A 17,296-nucleotide genomic window follows, 5' to 3' on the forward strand; every position below is an offset into this window, starting at 1 on the left:
GTGGGGGGCGTTCTGACACCGATGGAGGAGCAGAGATGCGTAGGAGAACGAGTGTCGCCGTGGTGGCGGCCATGGTTGCGGTGGTCGCGGGCGGGGCGAGCCCGGCGTCCGCGGAGACCACCGGGGGTACGCGCGGCTGGGTGCCCGCTCCGCAGGGATCCTTCGAACAGCCGGCCGGGGCCCGGTGCGACTTCGCCATCCGCAGCGAGCCGGTGCACGACGAGGTCCGCAAGCTGGTGCTGGACACCAACCCGGACGGCTCACCCCGCCGCGAGCTGTACGCGGGTGACCTAATCGTCAAGGTGACCAACACCGACAGCGGGGCGAGCACCCAGGTGGACGCCAGCGGCATGGCCCTGATCGAGTACCACCCGGACGGGTCGCAGACCTGGTACGCCAACGGCCCGGCGCTCTTCGGCTTCCGCCAGGACGGCGGCACGCTGCCGCGCGGCTACTGGCTCATCGACGGCAGTACGAGATGGAGTTCAGCCCGACGTTCTACAAGACCCTCACCATGTCCACGGCACGACGCACAACGTCTGCGAGGACCTGGACTGATCGTCCCGCCGCGTCCCCGGGTGGCCGTCGATCACCCGGGGACGCGGCTCAGACGCTCTCCTGCCAGATCTCGAACCCGTTCGGCGGCGACTGGGTGAAGCGGCCCCAGACCGGGTGCGCCGAGATCCGGGCGAACCAGTCGTCGAACGGCTCAGCCCCGCCCCGGAACCACCAGTCCTCGTGGTGCCCGGTCCACTCCGGATCCGGCCCGAACCGGTATTCGGCGTGCAGTTGGACGTACTCCTCGTGGTCGCCGTCGGCGTCGACCACCTCGAACTGGCGCACGACGCTCAGGACGAACGCGGCGTCGCCGGTGGCACCGACCGTCGCGTACTGGAACAGCAGGCCGTCCTGGTCGGGCAGCTCGGTCGACACCTCGAACTCGACGGCGGTGAAGCGCCGCACGGCGTCCAGCAACCGGGCCGGCGGCGGGACGGTGGAGTCTGGCGCGGCGAAGCCGCCGAGGTCGCGGAAGGCGGCCTCGGCGGCTTCGATCGGCAGTCGTCGGGTCATGCCGTCATCCTGCCCGCCCGGACCCGGCGGCGCGGGCCCGGGCGTCGGCGGGTCGGTTTACGGCCACGGCCCCGCCGCCAACTGCCTACCGATGTACGCCAGCACGTTGCGTGCCTCGGCCGCGGTCTTCGTCTGCAGGATCAACCGGTTGACCTCGGCGTAGTAGGCCGGACTGTGGGTGGTGGAGTGCACGGCCGCGCCGAGCGGGTTGGCCGAGCTGACGAACCGGGGCAGGTAGACGCCGTTGGCCGCCTCGTTGATGCCCACCCCGAGGCTGGTCAGGTGCGCCCGGGCCGGTGCCGCCGCCTTGGCGCCGCTGGCCACGATGTGGTGCGCGGCGGTCTCCGCCGGGCGGACCACGTTCGCCGCGGTGAGGCTCCCCGCCAGGGCCTTCGCGTTCACCGAACACGGACCCGAGTTGTGCACGAGCACCGCGTCGGCCGCCCGGCCGTCGCCGGTCACCACGTAGAAGGTGTGGATGCCCGCGACGGTCAGGTTGTGCACCCGGTCGACCCGGGTGTACGGCGTGATCCCGTCCACCATGGCGGTGCGGCCGTCGGCCAGCCGGACGACGTCCCCGAGCGCGAGATCGCCGGCGTCGACCCACGCCCCGGCCCCCACCACCCAGAACGGGTGCTTGTCGGTGGCGGTGATGACCTCGCCGTTGACCTCGACGTCGACCAGGTGCTTCACCCCCTGGCCGATGATCAGGTGGGTGACCTCGCGGGGGCCGCGCTCACCGGTCTCCGGGTCCTCGGCGAGGACCAGGTCGCCGGTGCGGACGTCCTCGATCGGCTTGGTGCTGCCGTCGGCCATCACCACCCGGGTGCCGGCGGCGAAGCTGTTGCCGACACAGGGGATCTTGGCGGCCGTCTCGACCACCTTCTCGGCGGTGCTGGGCACCGCGCGGGCCGCGACGTCGTCCGCGGCGGCCGCCGCCACCTTCGGCGCCGCGGTGGCCGCTCCCTTGATCGCCGAGGTGGCCATGCTCGCGCCGGCGCTGCCGACGATCGAGATGCCCGCGTCGATCAGCTCGGCGTTGGACTTGCTGACCCCGGCCGCCTGCAGGCCCGAGCTGGTGAAGGAGCTGGTCTCCTCGCCGCTGAACAACTGCCGGGCGCCGCTGATGGCGACGTCGACGCCGTGCACCGCCACCGCGCCACCGGCGACCGCGCCCACACCCGTCCAGCTCGTCGCGGCCCCGAGTGCCACGCCAGCGGCGGCCTCGGCGACACCGCCGACGAGTTTCACCCCGCCGAGCACCCTGTTCCAGGGGAATCTGCCGTCGGGATCACCCAGACGTATCGGGTTGTTGTAGGCGTACGTGTAGAGCGCCAGGTTCATCGACGCGTACACGCCGCCGTTCGGGGTGCCCTCCAGGTAGTTCTCCAGCACCGGGTCGGGCGTCTGCCAGACCTGGGTACGCGGGTCGTAGTAGCGCGCCCCGTAGTAGTAGAGGTTGGTCTCCTGGTCGTACTCCTTGCCGGTGAACTGGTGCGGCACCGGCTGCGAGGAGTGCTCGCTGACCCAGGTCTCCCCACCGGGGAAGTACTGCAGGTGCTCGCTCATGCCGCCCTGGTCGTCGGTGACGAACCCGGTCGACCCGAGGTGGTCGCTGTGCGAGTAGTACTGCCGGTCCTCGCGGCGGAAGTCCGGCTCGACCAGCTTGGTGATCAGCTTGTCCTGGCCGATGTAGACGTGCTTGAACTCCTGGTTGCCCCGGGTGGAGTAGTTCTGGTTCGGGTAGATGTGGAACTGCGCCCCGTCCTTGACCACCCGGCTGCCCTGGTCGTCGTAGTAGTAGCGGGCGCTGTTCGGGGTGCCGCCGGCGTTGTCGCAGGACGCGGGGGTCTGCGGCAGGGTCTTGCTCTGCACGTTCTCGTGGCTGCAGGCGAGGCGGTTCTCCTCGTCCCAGATCATCTGCCGGCGCGGCCGGGGCTGCTGCTCCCGGCTGATCTGGTTGCCGTTCTCGTCGTACTGGAAGGTGTAGATGCCGATGCTGGTCGGCGCGTGCGGCTTCGCGCTGCCGTAGGCGTACCCGTAGTTGTAGCTGAGCTTGCCCTCGACGATCGTGTTGCCGTTGCTGACCAGCTCGTGGGTCTGGCTCTTGCTGGTGATGTTGTGCAGGCTGTCGTACTTCAGGTCGACCCGGTAGCGGTCGGTCTGCGGGGTACGCGGCTGGTAGCTGCCCTCCGCGTGGGTGAGCTGGTAGAGGTCGTCGTAGGTGTAGCTCTGCGTGCTCGGACCGCCGACCTGCATGCCGACCTCGGGGCCGCTGGGGGCCACGGTGTCGTTGACGATCGACTTGATGTTGCCGACGTTGTCGTAGCTGTAGTCCAGGTTGTGGAAGACGTAGCCGTTGGAGAGCTTCGCCTCGATGTTGCTCAGCCGCCGGTCCTCGGTGTTGTACGAGTAGCGGGTGCGGGTGCCGTTGCCGGTGTCCAGCAGGATCCGCTGCTCGAACTTGTCGTAGTCCAGCCGCTTCAGGTAGTCGTAGCTGAACTCGCCCTTGACGCCCCGGGCCGAGTCGACCTGGCCGCCGCTGTTGTAGTGGTAGGAGAGCTTCTCCCCGTCCGGCCAGGTCATCGAGAGCATCCGGTTGAACGAGTCGTACCGGTACTCGGTGGTGAAGGTCTGGATGTGGCTGCCCTGGGCCGGGGTGGTGCGGGTCTCCTTGACCAGCTCGCCGAGCGGGCCGTACCGGCGGTTGACCTTGCCGGCGCCGTCGACCACGTCGGTGATCCGGTTGGCCGCGTTCTCCGGCGCGCCCGGAGCCCCGTAGGTGTAGCTGACGTTGTTCGCCGGGAAGACCGGGTACCGGATCGCCTTGAGCCGGGTGTAGTCGTAGTCGTACTCGATCGCCTTCGACACCGCCGCCAGCTTGCTGGTGACCTTGCGGACCAGGTTGTTGGCCAGGTCGAAGGTGGAGGTGACGGTGCCCGAGTCGGGGCTGGTCAGCGAGGTACGCCGGCCGAAGTTGTCGTACGTCGAGCGGGTGACGTTGCCCTTGTCGTCGGTCGCGGCGACCAGCTCACCGATCGGGTTGTAGCGGTAGCTGGTCCAGATGACCGGCTGGCCGCCGGCCGGGTTGAACTCCTTGACCGCCGTGGTGATCTGCCGGGCGTCGGTGTAGGTGCGCTTGGACTTGCCGTTGGCGTCGGTGACCACCGTCTCGAACTGGGTCACCCCGTCCCGGTCCGGGCCGAAGCCGTACTCCATCGTGGTGGCGGTGCCGTCCGGGAAGGTGGTGCGGGTGGTCCGGTCCAGCACGTCGTAGCGCACCTCGGTCGGGGTGACCGGGTCGTACGCCGGGTTGAAGGTGAGGTTGCCGGCGCCCTTGGGCTCGGTCACCGGGTACCAGCTCTTCACCGCCCGGCCCAGAAAGTCGTACGCCACCCGCCCGGAGACCACCATCACGTCCTGGGGCGCGCCGTCCGGGGTGGCCGGCACCGCGGCGTCCTTCTTGGTCTGGGTGGTGCGGTTCAGGCCGTCGACGAAGGTGATCGTGTCGATGGTGTCGTCGCGGACACCGCCGTCGGCCTCGCGGTCCACGTGCCGGGTGACCGCGTACGGGTAGGCCGCCTCCGGGTGGTACTCGAAGTCGATGGTGAACCGGTTCTCCGGGATCTCGTACGGCCCGGAGACCTGGTCGAGCCGCCCGACCGCGTCGTAGGTGTTGCGGATCTGCTGGTTGTTGAAGTCGGTGGTGGTCTCCACCAGGCCGAACTTCAGGTTGTGGGTGGCCGTCGACCGGTAGCCGAAGCTGTCGCTGATCGACTCGACGTGGGTGTTGACCACGTCGTCGTAGGTGTAGTCCAGCCGGTACCGCTGGCCGGCCTTGTTGGCCGGGCCGGTCACCGACTTCAGGTTGCCGTCGCCGAAGTACTCCAGGTCGGTGGTGGCCGTGGTGCCGTCGGCGAGGGCGGCCCGCACCTGGGTGAGGTCGCCGGTGGTGCAGTTGATCGTCGACTCGCGGTGCCGCATCAGCGTGCCGTCGCCGCGGACGTCGATCTGCTTCGGCATGCCGACCAGGTACGCCGCCTGGCAGGCCGGGTCCTGCGCGGTGTAGACGACCCGCGCGTCGAGGTCGTCGGCGGCGCCCGCGTCGGCGGCGTCGAACTGCCGGGTCAGGTTGCCGACGTCGTCGTACTCCCGGGTGACGTAGGTGGTCTTGCCCGGGCTGGCCCCGCCCTCGTAGGACTTCACGTCGGTGCGGGAGCTCTGCGGGAACAGCGTCGCGGTGGTGCTGGCCAGGTCGGCCGGGGAGCCCGGCGACGAGACGTTGCGGGCGGTGTAGGTCTGCACCGTCTCCTGGTACGGCTTGCCGGCGCCGTCGGCGGTCAGCTCCCGCTCCAACAGCCCCTTCGTGTAGAAGCTGTCGGTGCGGAAGGTGCGGGTGACACTGCGGCCCACGGCGTCGCCGTTGGCGTGGTCGCGGTGCTTCTCCACCACCGTGCCGTAGCCGCGGAACTCCCGCTCCCGCCGGTCGTAGACGCCGCCGTCGTAGTCGTAGGTGACCAGCTGCACGTCCTGGCCGTCACCGGGCCGGCCGTCGTCCACCGAGACCTTCGACAGCACCCAGCGCGACTGCGGCTGGCCGTAGGTGTTGCCGTCGCGGGTGTAGTCGAACTCCATCCGGCCGCCCAACGGACGGTCGACGGAGGCGAGCAGGTTGGTCCGGCCGGTCCGGTTCTCGGCCACCACGAGCTGGTTGTCCCGGGTGGAGGAGAGGTGGTCGGCGTACCCGTCACCGTTGATGTCCCGCAGCGCCTGCTCGGTACGGCTGGCGCCGGTGGCGATGTCCGCGCCCGGGTTGATCACCACGCAGACCACGGTGAAGCAGATGCCGAAGGTGAAGTAGACGCCGCCGCCCAGCTTGGCGTTGCGGTCGCCGTTGACGTCGGTGAGGCTGCCGTGGAACGGCACCGGCGGCTCGAACCCGTTGCCGGTGTTGAAGCCGACCCGGATCGGGCTGCCGGAGAGGACCTGGTCCAGCAGGCCGTCGCCGTTCATGTCGGCGAGCGTGCCGGCGGAGGAGGACCGGCCCTGGCTGAACGAGGCGCCACCGGCGAAGCCGTAGAAGTCGGTGTTGAAGCCGATGTTCAGCCCGGCGTTGGTGCCGCTGCCCTTGTTCAGGCCGGCGGGGTTGCGCCACTGCTCGGCGGCGGCGAAGGCGTACCCGAGGTTGAGCGCGACCTTGCCGTTCTCGTACACCCGGTCGGGCAGGCTGTCGCCGTTGACGTCGAGCAGGTCGAACGCCCCGTCGGAGCGGGTGCCGCCGAAGCTGCCGCCCACGCCCAGCGGCGGCATGTCGTTGCCGGACTGGGCGCTGGTGGCCGCGGAGGTGCCGGGCGGGCTGTCGTACCCGCGGCCGGTGGAAATGGTCCGGGCCGCGCTGCCGGCGCTGGCGTTGCCGGAGACGTTGGTGCTGCGCCGCACCGCCCCGTCGGGCAGCGTGCCCCGGGTGTCGCCGAGCGCGCCGTCCGGGTCGGTGTACTGCACCGCGCCGGCCCCGACCACGTCCGGGAACTGGTCGCCGTTGAGGTCGAGGAAGTCGACCTGCCCGGTGCTGTCGCCGGTGGCCAGGCTGCCGCCGATCGACCCGATGCCGCCGCCGACGCTGCCGGTCAGCGACACCTGCTGCGACCGGGACAGCCGGGGCACCGCGGTCGCCCCGGCGAAGTCCTGCGGCCGGGGCAGGTTGATCGAGTCCACGCCCAGCCGGGAGCTGCTGACGCTGCTCCGGGCGATCCAGGAGTGCTCACCGGCGCCCCACCGACCGTCCTGCGGCGACGGGGTGAACGGGGTGACCTTCGGCGGGTCGACCCGGGGGTCGGCGGCGAAGTCGTCCTTCTGCGCCTGCGGGTCGACGCTGTCCGGCAGCTGGTCGCCGTAGTGCTCGTCGACCACCAGGTCGTCCTGCTTGATCGGCTGGGTGGCCCGGTCCTTGTTGCCGTTGTAGCCGACCGCGCCCCAACCCCGGTACGGCTGCGGGAACGCGCCCTCCTCGGCGGCGCTGTGGAAGGCGCTCGGCGCGTCCGACCCGCCCACGGTGACCGACTGCCCGGTGAGGAACGCGCGCAGCTTCGGGTCGGTGGTGCTGAAGTCGAACCACAGCTCGTCACCGGTGTCGGCGGTGATGTCGAAGGCCCCCGGCGAGGTCAGCACCCCGTTGGTGACCTGGAAGTACTGCTTGGCCACCAGCTCGCCGCGGCGCTTGACGGTGAACGCCACCCGGGCGGTGGGGTGCTCGGCGCCGAAGGCGAAGCTCAACGTCGGCTCCACGCTCAGCGTCCCGCCGCTGGTGACGGTGTACGCCGACTGCGGCGCGGTCAGCCTGTCGACCGGGTACAGGTCGAGGGTGTACGGCGGGTGCACGTCGATGAAGGGCTTGCCGTTGGGGTCGGTGAGCTGGTCGACCCCCGGCGCGGCGGTGTAGTAGGCCCGCGGCGTCCAGGTCAGCTTGTCCACGTCGACGGGGGAGTCGACCCGGATCCGCCACTGCAGCGTCTGTCCCTGCTGGACGTCCAGGTCCAGGTTTACCGGCACGCTGCCGGTGGCGCCGGCCGCGAGGGTCTGCTCCAGCACCGGCGTGCCGTTGCGGGTGATCAGCACGGTCACGTCGTCGGAGGTGGCGCCGGCCTTCACCAGGTCACCGGAGAGGTGCATGGTGCCGGTCAGCGGCACCTTCACCGTGGCGGCCCGGCCGCCGAGGGTGAAGTCGCGCGAGGCCTGGAACCGGTACGACGGCAGCCCGTTGACGTCCAGCGGGTCGCCCACGCCGACGTAGCTGACCTTCGGGTCCCAGGAGACCTCGTCCAGGCCGCCGTCGGCGGCCGAGCCGACCCGGAAGTAGAGCCGGTCGCCACGCGCCACGGTGATGGCGTCCACGCCGGTCGGCGTCTTCGCGCCGTCGTCGTCGGCCTCGATCCGCGCCGACCAGAGTTCGGTGCCCTCCTTCTGCACGGCGACCCGGACCCCGTCGGCGGTACGCGACTCGGCGCGCGCGGCGGCGGTGCCGGGGGCCAGCTGCACCGCGCCCTCGACCTGCACCGTGCCGTCGTACGGCGCCACCCACCGGCGGACGCTGTCCAACAGCGGGAACGAGTCGGTCAGCCGGTCCCGGTCGGCGTTGAACGAGTCGAACAGGCCGGTCGCGTCGACCTCGCCCTGACCGATCGGAACCGGGGTGTCGCCGCTGACCCCGTAGACCGGGACGCCGTTGGCGCCCACCCGGCCGAACAGTACGCTGGCGCCGTTGACCAGATCCTGGATGCCGTCGCCGTTGACGTCGCTGAAGTACTGCTCGGTGGTGGCGAACGAGTTGACGTAGTCGAGCTGGGCGGCGGCCGCGCCCAGGTAGCCCTCGACGCCCAGGGTCAGGGTGTTGCTGGACTCGCCCATGATCCCCGGCAGGTTCAGCGGCTGCGCCTGGGCGGCGAACGTCGCCTCGCCGGTCGGGCCGGAGAGGTTCTTGCGGTACTTCACCGACCCGCCGTCGCGGAAGACCTTGTCGGGCAGCGAGTCGCCGTCGACGTCCACCAGCGCCAGCAGCCCCTTGTCGCTGCCGTGGCTGAAGCCGACCTTCACCCCGACCGAGCCGGACTTGCTGGGCGAGCTGCCGACGCCGACGTACAGGTGGCCGCCGCCGCTGGTGTTGGTGTTGGCGTTCAGCGCGCTGGCGTTGCCGGCCTGGTCCGGGGTGAGGTTCAACGCCGCGCTGCTGAGCCCGTCGCCGGGCGAGGTCCACGGCTGCGCCCGGAACGCCTGGTACTGACCGGCGGAGTCGCGGATGTCGTCGTGGTAGCTGAACCGGTGCCGGTTGAACTCGTGGCCGTCGGCGTCGTACTGGATCACCGCGTCGAGCAGCGTCTTGGCGAACGCGCCCCGCTTGTAGGTGAGCTCGTAGCGGCGGATCAGGCTGTCGTCGAGGGTGACCTTCACCTCGCGGAGCAGGTCCGCGGTGACCCGCTTGAAGCCGCCCCGGGCGTCGATCGAGGTGTCGACGCGCAGCGCCTCGCCGCGCTCGCGGTCCCGGTCGAAGCTGACCGCGTACCGGCCCTCGCTGCTGCCCTGCCCGGTGTAAGTGATCTTGTCGACGTAGAGGTTGCGGCCGGGCACGCTGCCGCCGGCCAGCCCGGTGTCGTCCACCTTGGCGTAGTGGTAGCGCATGAAGTTGCCGCGCGGGTCGCGGACCTCACGGACCGACCAGAGGAAGACGTTGCCGGCGTCGTCGGCCAGGCTGGCGTCGGTGGCCGGCCCGTCGGCACCCGCCACCGCGCCGTAGTGCCAGTGGATGCCGTTCTTGTCGGTGACCTCCCAGGTGTAGTTCTTCGGGTTGGTGCCGTGCCGCACGATCCGCGCGAAGCTGCCCTCGACCCGGGTGTGGAAGACCTTCTCGGCGCTGCGCGCCACCGGCGCGCCCCGGTGCGCCACGGGGGTGAGCTGCTCCCCGTTGAGCTGGTACGTCTCGGTCTCGGTCGCGCCGGCGTACCGGGGCACGCCCCACCGGGTGTCCACCGAGATGCTGGGCACCGAGAGGTCCCAGCCGACGCCGGTCCAGCCGTTGCCGGAGGAGGAGCTGTAGGAGAGCCCGAGCTGGGGGGTCAGGCCCTGCCGGCCCGGCGGCACCTGGATCGGGTACGCCAGGTGGTTCTCGCCCTGGTTGTTCGCCGACGGCGGGGCGATCAGGTTGATCCCGGCGCCGGGGTCGGCGGCCTGGATGCCCTTGATCTGGTTGGGGTTGAACTGCACGCCCTCCGGGTGCTCCGGCACCGTAACGGTCGCGTTGATCATGTCGGTGAAGTGGTCGGTCAGCGAGGTGACGGTGTGGTTGACCTCGTCCACCGACACCCGCTCCAGGACCTCCCAGCAGGTCTGCACGTCGTCGAAGAAGTACGTGTAGATGTCCTGCGCGGTGAACTCCTCGGTGAGCAGCGCCGGGTCGTACGGCAGCGTGACCTGGATCGAGGCGGCGAACTGCTGCGGGTGCGGGGTGAACCGGTAGCCACCCCCCTTCGTCTTGCCGGTCACGTTGGTCATGCCGCTGTCCAGCTTCGGGGTCAGCCCCGGCGGCAGGACGGTGACGCCGATCCCGGTCGGCAGCCGGACCGCCTTCGGCCCGATGGCCAGCTTCGCCCCGCCGTACGAGACGGTGGCGGCGATCCCGGGCGCGACCACCTGCTGGTAGTCCGGCAGGGTCGCGGCCACGTTGGTCATCGCCGCGGCGCCGGCGCTCTCGCCGCAGGCCGGGCCGGGCGTGGTCGCCGACTGGGTGCTGGTGCGGTCCGGTCTGGGGCGCGCCACCGAGGCGGACAGTCCGGAGGTGACGAGGGCGAGCACCGCGAGGACGGCCAGCAGCCTGGTCCATCGGCTCGTCAGAGCGTGGAGGCGGAACCCGGGGAGGGGAGGATGCCACATGGTCGAGACCCCTTCGGCGGCACACGTGGGACGAGGGCTCACGCAGTATCGACAGGTTTCAGCGCCGGGCGACATTGGCCATCGCAGTATTAAACTGTCGGATAGTAGATGTAACGTCTACTCAGCGTGAGGCGCTGCGGCTTCCCTTGCCGGCACGCCCGCCCCGGATTCGGCTCCGCGCGGCACCGCCGGCCCGGGTTCCCGGGCCCCCGGCCGCAGCGCGCCGACCAGCAGCGGGGCCACCGTCAGCACCAGGCAGGCCGCCGACATCACCCACAGCGCCGGGATCAGCCCGAGCGCCGCCGCCGACCAGCCGCCCAGCAGCGCGCCGACGGGCAACCCCAGGAAGGCCAGCGAGCCGGAGATGCCGATCACCCGGGTCTGCAACGCCTCCGGCACCCGCTCGTAGAGCGCCGCGCCCAGCAACGGGTTCACCGTCGCGATCGCCATCCCGGACAAAAACGTCACGGTGAGCACCACCACCAGCTCGTCGCTGAGCGCGAGCGCCAGGAGCCGGGGCGTACCGCTGGCCGCCGCGCCCACCGCGAAGGTCAGCTGCCGGGGCAGCCGCGGCCCGGCGGCGGTGAAGAGCAGGTTGCCCAGCAGCGCGCCGCCGGAGAAGACCCCCAGCACCAGGCCGAAGCCGGCCGTCGCCGAACACCTCGGCGACCCAGAGCGGGATGTAGACCGCCACGCTGGCGTTGGCGAACATGTTCAGCGCGGAGACGACGACCAGCATGGTCAGCAGCACCGGGTCGGTGCGCAGGTAGCCGAAGCCGCCGCGCAGCGCCCGCAGGTAGCTCTCCCGGGGCGCCGGTTCCGCCGGCGCCGGTGGCCGCACGAGGACGCCGATCAGCAGCGCGCAGACCGCGAAGGTCGCCGCGTCGATCCAGATCGCCCGGGTCACCCCGACCCAGTCGATGAGCAGCCCGCCGAGCACCGCGCCGAACAGCGTCACCCCGCGCACCAGCCCGTCGTAGGCGGAGGTGAGCCGGATGAGCGGCACCCCGGCGCGCTGCGCGGCCGGTCGGAACATCACGTGCTTGACCCGGTCGCCGATGCCGCGCAGCCCGCCGGCGACCGCGACCAGCGCGACCAGCGCGCCGAACCCCAGCCAGGGCGCCAGCGCCACCACCGCCATCGCCACCGCGCTCGCGGCGTCCGCGACGATCGAGGTACGGCGCACCCCGAACCGGTCGGCCCAGGGCGTGGCCAGCGCGCTGGAGAGCATGTACGGCAACGTCTCCGCCGCCGCGACGAGCCCCATCTTCGTGGGGCTGCCGGTGGTCTCCAGCACCAGCCAGGGGATCGCCACCACCGAGATCCGGCTGCCCAGGTTGGAGATCAGGTCGGCGGCGACCAGGACGGTCAGTTCCCGCCGCGGCGTCACGCCGGGCTGCCGATCCCCGCTCCGGTGGCCTCCGCCGCCGGTGGGCGCGCGGCGGCGTGCCGGGCCCGCAGGGCCAGCTTGTCCACCTTGGCCGAGCGGTTGAGCGGGAGCGCGTCGAGGAACTCCACCCCGCCGGGCGCCCAGGTCTCGCTCAGCTCGGCGGTCACCAGCGCGATCAGCTCGTCGCCGGTCACCGTGGCCCGCGGCGCGCGCACCACGTACGCGTAGGGCAGCTCGCCGGCGACCGGGTCGGGGACGCCGATCACCGCGGCGGCGCGTACCTCGGGGTGGCCGGCGAGGACATCCTCGATCGGGCGGGAGTAGATCGGCCAGCTGCGCTGCCGGGTGAGGATCCGGTCCTGAAGCCGGTCGACCAGGTAGAGGTAGCCCTCGTCGTCGAGGTGGCCGATGTCGCGGGTCCGGACCCAGCCGTCGACCAGCGTCTCGGCGGTCAGCTCCGGCTGGCCGTGGTATCCGGCGAAGCTGAGGTTGGTGCGCACCCACACCTCGCCGTCGGCGCCCGGGGGGAGCACCTGCCCGTCGGCGTCGCGGATCTCGATCGCCACGTCCCCGTACGGCTTGCCGCAGGAGCGCAGCCGCTCCGGGTGGGCCGGGTCCTCGGTCAGGCCGGGCAGCGCGGTGATCACGACGCCTCGCTGAGGCCGTACACGATGCGCAGGACCGGGCCGAAGCGCGCGATCGCCTGCCGCAGCCGGGCCGGCGCGGCGGGCCCGGCGCCCACGTTGAACATGAACATGGCGGAGAAGTCCGCGCCCTCCAGGGCCGGGTGGTCGAGCACCTGGTAGAGCATCGGCGGGGTGACGAAGGTGGAGTTGATCCCCTCCTGCTCCACCGTGCCGATGAACGCCACCGGGTCCCACTGCTGGCGCAGGAAGAGCATGCCGCCGGTGAAGAGGTTGAACAGCGTGGTGATCTGCCCGCTGGCCAGCCACATCGGCGAGTGCGACAGGTGCCGCAGCAGCGGGAACCCGGCGGCCCGGAAGTCGGCGGCCAGGGCGAGGATCTGCCGGTAGAAGCTCTCCCGGTGGTGCACCAGCTTGGGCGTGCCGGTGGTGCCGCTGGTCTGCAGGAACGACTCCGGCGCGGGCGGGGTGTCGGGCAGCTCGGCCGGGGCACCGGGGGGTGAGCTCGGCGCCGAGGCGCAGCACCGGCACCCCGGGCAGCGAGGCGGCGATCTGGACGCCCAGGCCGTCGGTGGCCCGGGCGTCGTGCACGAAGACGTCGGGACGGGCCAGCCGGACGAACTCGTCGATCTCCCGGCGCGAGGTGACCGGGGCGATCCACATCGTCCGGCAGCCCAGCAGGTGCAGGGCGAGCTGGAGCAGCGGCCCCTCGACCGCGTTGCCGAGCATCACCAGCACCGCCGCGCCGGGCCGTACGCCGTGCGCGGTGAGCGCCCCCGGCCAGCCCGCGCACCTCGTCGGCGACCTCGGTGTAGCTGAGCCGCCGGCCGTCGCCGACCAGCGCCTCCCGGTCGCCGAAACCGGCGAACAACTCCAACGCCTGGTGCACGTAGCTGGTCGGTCGATCGGTCATCGGACAGCCCCCAGTCGATGCGTGGCGGCCGGCGCGACCTGCCCGGTGGGACGCGTCGCGGCGACCGGCAGACAATGGCATCCGGGCAGGTCAGAGCCCTGGACGCGACGGGGTGCGCGGCATGGCGACCGCACCGCCGCCGGTTCCGAGCCTAGGGGCGGGACGTCCTGACCGGACAGAGCCGAACGGTGTCCGGCGCCTCCCGCCGGACATTTGATCGGGTCGATCGGGTTGATTGACGCCCGTCAGCGCCAGCGGCTAGGTTTCTGGACCATCGTCCGGGCGGTGCCGATCATGGACGCCGACTCCGGGCTGCCAACGATGGAGGTTCCATGTCGACCCCGAAGAGATGGCACGTCATAGCTTCCGCGGCCACCCTGCTGGTCGTGGCCACCCCGGCGGTGGTGGCCAGCGCCGGCCCGTCCGACACCGACACCGCCCGGCACGGGCAGGCCGAGTGGGCGGGCAGCTGGGCCGCGGCGGTCACCCGCGGCAACACCGTCGGCCTGACCAACACCGGCCTCAACAACCAGAGCATCCGGATGATCGTGCACACCAGCGTCGGCGGCGACCGGCTGCGCGTGCGACTGACCAACCTCTACGGCGACCAGGCCGTCAAGGTCGGCCACGCGACCGTCGCCCGGCCGAACACCGCCACCGCCGACGACCGGTCCGACATCGACGCGGGCACCCTGCGCGAGCTGACCTTCGCCGGGGCGACCTCGGCCACCATCAACAAGGGCGCCGAGCTGCTCAGCGACCCGCTCGACTTCGCGGTGGAGGAGCAGGAGGACCTGGTCGTCACCCTGCACTTCCCGGTGCTCACCGGGCCGGTCACCTTCCACGGCCAGTCCAAGGTCACCAACTTCATCGGCGCCACCGACCTGACCACCGCGGCCGACGGCGCCGGCTTCACCATCCGGCCCAACTGCTGCTGGATGTTCCTCTCCGGGCTGGACGTCGAGCGCCGGCACACCCCGGGCTCGATCGTCGTCCTCGGCGACTCCATCGGCGACGGCAACGGCAGCACGGTCAACGCCAACAAGCGCTGGCCCGACCTGCTCGCCGACCGGCTCGTCGAGGCCCGGCCCGAGGTGCGCACCCCCGGCGTGCTCAACCTCAGCCTCGCCGGCAACCGACTCAACCACGAGGGCCCGGAGCCGGGCGCGGTGGCTTCCCCGGCTACAACGAGCTGGGCCCGAACGCCCTGGCCCGGCTGAACGAGGACGTCTTCCCGCAGACCGGGGTGAAGACGGTCGTCACCCACCTGGGCATCAACGACATCTGGATGTCCGGCGACTCCGCGGAGCAGATCATCGCCGCGCTGCGCCAGGTCAACCAGCAGGTCAAGGCGCGCGGCCTGCGCAGCCTGGCGGCCACCCTCACCCCGTACGAGGGGCACGGCAACCCGGGGGTGTGGACGCCCGAAAAGGACGCCACCCGGCAGGCGGTCAACAACTGGCTGCGCGGCGCGGGCGCCGACGAGTTCGACGGGGTGCTCGACTTCGACGCGGTGCTCCGCGACCCGGCGCAGCCGAGCCGGCTGCTGCCCGCGTACGACTCGGGTGACCACATCCACCCGAACGACGCCGGCAACCAGGCGATGGCGGACGTCGTACCACTACGACTGCTCGGACTGTGACACCGGTGGGGCGGCGGGGTGACCCGCCGCCCCACCGTCCATCCTGGGGAGGAAGCACCACCGTGGACGTCGACGAGATCCTGACCGGCCTCTACAGCGAGCAGGGTCGGCAGCACCCCTATCCGTGGTACGCGGCCCTGCACGGGCACGGACCGATCAGCACCGTGCCGGCCCGCGCCGAACACAGCACGATCACCGCGGTCGCCGCCGGGTACGACCTGGTCGACCAGGTGCTGCGCGACCCGGAGTGGTACAAGCAGGCCCCGCCCGGCTGGCAGGAGCAGGAGATCCTGCGCACCTTCAACTCTTCGATGATGTTCGTCAACCCGCCGGACCACACCCGGATGCGCTCGGTCTTCGCGAAGACCTTCACCCCGCGCCGGCTGGGCGCCCTCGAACCGGTGATCGTCCGGGTCGTCGACACGCTGCTGGACCGGATGGCGGAGGCGGGCGCCGACGGCGCCGAGACCGACTTCGTGGCCGACTTCGCGTACCCGGTGCCGGCGCTGGTGATGGCCGAGTTCATCGGGTTGCCCGAGTCCGACCTCGCCTGGTACCGGCAGCGGGTCGACTGGATCGACGAGTTCCTGGACGTGGCCGGGAAGACCCCGCAGCGCCTCGCCCTGGCCAACCAGGCCGCCGAGGAGCTGCGCGCCTACTACCGGGACCTGATCGCGCACCGCCGCGCGCGGCCCGGCGCGGACCTGATCAGCGGGCTGGTCGAGGCGGTGGACGCCGGCGACGTGGCGCTGACCGAGGAGGAGCTGATCAGCAACCTGATCGTGCTCTTCAACGCCAGCTTCGTGACCACCGTCTACATGTTCAGCAACGGCCTGCCGCTGCTGCTCGCGCATCCGGACGTCGTCGCGGCGCTGCCCGGTGACGACGCGCTCGCCCGGGGCTGCGTGGACGAGGTGCTGCGGCTGGAGAGCCCGGTGCACTTCCTGGCCCGGGCCGCGCCCCGCGACACCGAACTCGGCGGCGTACCGGTCCGGCGGGACGAGAACGTGCTGCTGATGATCGCCGGCGCCAACCGCGACCCGGCGCGCTTCCCCGACCCCGACCGGTTCGACCCGCGCCGGGACGGGCCGCCCTCGCTCGCCTTCGGCGTCGGCCCGCACTTCTGCCTCGGCGCCGCGGTCTCCCGGCTGGAGGGGCGGCTCGCCCTGCCCCGACTGCTGGCCCGCTTCCCGCGGCTGACGGTCACCCGGACACCGACCTACAGCGGGAGCCTCTTCCTGCGTGGCATCGACAAGCTCTTCGTCTCGACCGGCGGATAGGAGACGGCATGCCCCTCGACCCCCCAGGTGGTGGCGTACCGGGCCGCGCGGGCGGCGGCCGGCACGCCGCCGCTCTACACCCAGACCCTCGCCGAGGCCCGCGCCGCCGACCTCGCCGCGATCCGCGCCGGCGGCGGCGACGTCGAGCCGGTCCACGAGGTACGCGACACGCACGTGCCCGGCCCGGCCGGCGACCTTCCGGTACGGGTGTACCGGCCGGCCGGCGACGGCCCGCTGCCCACCCTGCTGTACTTCTTCGGCGGCGGCTGGACGCTGGGCAGCGTGGACACCGCCGACGGCATCTGCCGCCGGCTGGCCAACGCCTCCGGCGGGCAGGTCGTCACGGTCGGCTACCGGCTCGCCCCGGAGCACCCGTTCCCCGCCGCGGTGCACGACTGCCACGCCGCGACCGCGTGGATCGCCACGCACGCCGAGGAGTTCGGGGCCGACCCGGAACGCCTCGTCGTCGGCGGCGACAGCGCCGGCGGCAACCTGACGGCGGCGGTGACCCTGCTGGCCCGCGCCACCGGCCCCCGGCTCGCCGGGCAGCTGCTGATCTATCCGAACACCGACCAGCGGGCCGACCGCGCCCCGGCCGGCGACGAGGACCCGCTGCTGTTCAACCGGCACTCCGTCGACTGGTACCGGCGGCACTACCTGCCCGACCCCGCCGACGCGGCGGACCCGCTCGCCTCCCCGCTGCTCGCCGCCGACCTCGCCGACCTCCCGCCGGCCCTGGTCGTCACCGCCGAGTACGACCCGCTGCGCGAGGAGGGGGAGCGGTACGCCGAGCGGCTGCGCGAGGCGGGCGTGCCGGTCACGCTCAGCCGGTATCCCGGGATGATCCACGGGTTCTTCGCAATGCCCGGCGTCTTCGACGCCGGCCGGCGGGCGCAGGACGAGGCCGCCGCGTTCCTGCGGGACCGCTTCGCCCTC

Annotated in this window: 5 protein-coding genes and 3 pseudogenes; 4 read left to right on the forward strand and 4 right to left on the reverse strand. The window is 71.8% G+C overall.

Features of this window, described 5'->3' with window-relative positions; translation table 11 throughout:
- Positions 1-35 precede the first annotated feature (35 nt).
- A complete protein-coding gene (locus JNW89_RS08515; protein WP_238448450.1) occupies positions 36-656 on the forward strand; it encodes a hypothetical protein in 621 nt (206 codons plus the stop codon).
- On the opposite strand, the gene JNW89_RS08520 is transcribed toward JNW89_RS08515, so the two are convergent.
- The 4 genes and pseudogenes from JNW89_RS08520 to JNW89_RS36610 all read right to left on the reverse strand — a co-directional run bounded on the left by JNW89_RS08520 (position 607) and on the right by JNW89_RS36610 (position 13,438).
- Positions 607-1,071: a hypothetical protein gene (locus JNW89_RS08520; protein WP_238448451.1), complete on the reverse strand. Its 465-nt coding sequence runs from the start codon at positions 1,069-1,071 to the stop codon at positions 607-609. The two genes, JNW89_RS08515 and JNW89_RS08520, sit on opposite strands and share 50 nt — an antisense overlap.
- Before the next feature lie 57 nt (positions 1,072-1,128).
- Positions 1,129-10,491 (reverse strand): SpvB/TcaC N-terminal domain-containing protein, encoded by a 9,363-nt coding sequence (locus tag JNW89_RS08525; protein WP_238448452.1) that lies wholly within the window; start codon positions 10,489-10,491, stop codon positions 1,129-1,131.
- Between the two features lie 117 nt (positions 10,492-10,608).
- Positions 10,609-11,881, reverse strand: a pseudogene (locus JNW89_RS08530) (MFS transporter).
- Positions 11,878-13,438 (reverse strand): annotated as a pseudogene (locus tag JNW89_RS36610) (class I adenylate-forming enzyme family protein). Before JNW89_RS36610 ends, JNW89_RS08530 begins: the two co-directional pseudogenes overlap by 4 nt.
- Before the next feature lie 359 nt (positions 13,439-13,797).
- Between JNW89_RS36610 and JNW89_RS08550 the strand changes: the two are divergent.
- The 3 genes and pseudogenes from JNW89_RS08550 to JNW89_RS08560 all read left to right on the forward strand — a co-directional run.
- Positions 13,798-15,080 (forward strand): annotated as a pseudogene (locus JNW89_RS08550) (SGNH/GDSL hydrolase family protein).
- A gap of 62 nt (positions 15,081-15,142) precedes the next feature.
- Positions 15,143-16,360 (forward strand): cytochrome P450, encoded by a 1,218-nt coding sequence (locus JNW89_RS08555; RefSeq protein WP_238448454.1) that lies wholly within the window; start codon positions 15,143-15,145, stop codon positions 16,358-16,360.
- Positions 16,361-16,387: 27 nt separating this feature from the next.
- The coding region (locus JNW89_RS08560) for an alpha/beta hydrolase (RefSeq protein ID WP_238448455.1) at positions 16,388-17,296 on the forward strand (909 nt) is incomplete at its 3' end.

It is taken from the genome of Micromonospora sp. 4G55 (assembly GCF_016803375.1).

Bases quoted from the DNA above. Each gene is read 5' to 3' on its own strand.
- JNW89_RS08515 (WP_238448450.1), top strand. From the start codon at position 36: ATGCGTAGGAGAACGAGTGTCGCCGTGGTGGCGGCCATGGTTGCGGTG.
- JNW89_RS08520 (WP_238448451.1), bottom strand. From the start codon at position 1,071: ATGACCCGACGACTGCCGATCGAAGCCGCCGAGGCCGCCTTCCGCGAC.
- JNW89_RS08525 (WP_238448452.1), bottom strand. From the start codon at position 10,491: ATGTGGCATCCTCCCCTCCCCGGGTTCCGCCTCCACGCTCTGACGAGC.